Consider the following 297-nt stretch of genomic DNA (forward strand, 5'->3'; position numbering starts at 1 on the left):
GGACAAAGGGAGAACGTTGGTACGACTGGGTTCGGGTGCCGCTTTGGCGTTTACAACTCAGTGAGGAAGAGCGGGATTATGGTCATTATCTGCTGGTTCGGCGCAGCCGGGATGAGAAACAAGAGCGGGCTTATTATATCGTCTATGCCCGCAGAGAACAGGCTGACCTGAAAACCCTGATTCAGGTGGCAGGGCATCGCTGGGAAATTGAAAGTGGTTTTGAGGAAACGAAGGGGGAATGTGGCCTGGATCATTATGAAGTGCGGCAATGGCACAGTTGGTATCGGCACATTACCT

The 297-nt window shown here is 52.2% G+C and carries 1 protein-coding gene; it reads left to right on the forward strand.

The window, feature by feature from the left end:
- Positions 1 to 297 (forward strand): transposase (locus tag Xets_RS12700; RefSeq protein ID WP_187651789.1); only part of this gene is annotated, 297 nt, incomplete at both ends.

This window comes from Xenorhabdus sp. TS4 (genome assembly GCF_014467265.1).
In the GTDB taxonomy this organism is placed as follows: domain Bacteria; phylum Pseudomonadota; class Gammaproteobacteria; order Enterobacterales; family Enterobacteriaceae; genus Xenorhabdus; species Xenorhabdus ehlersii.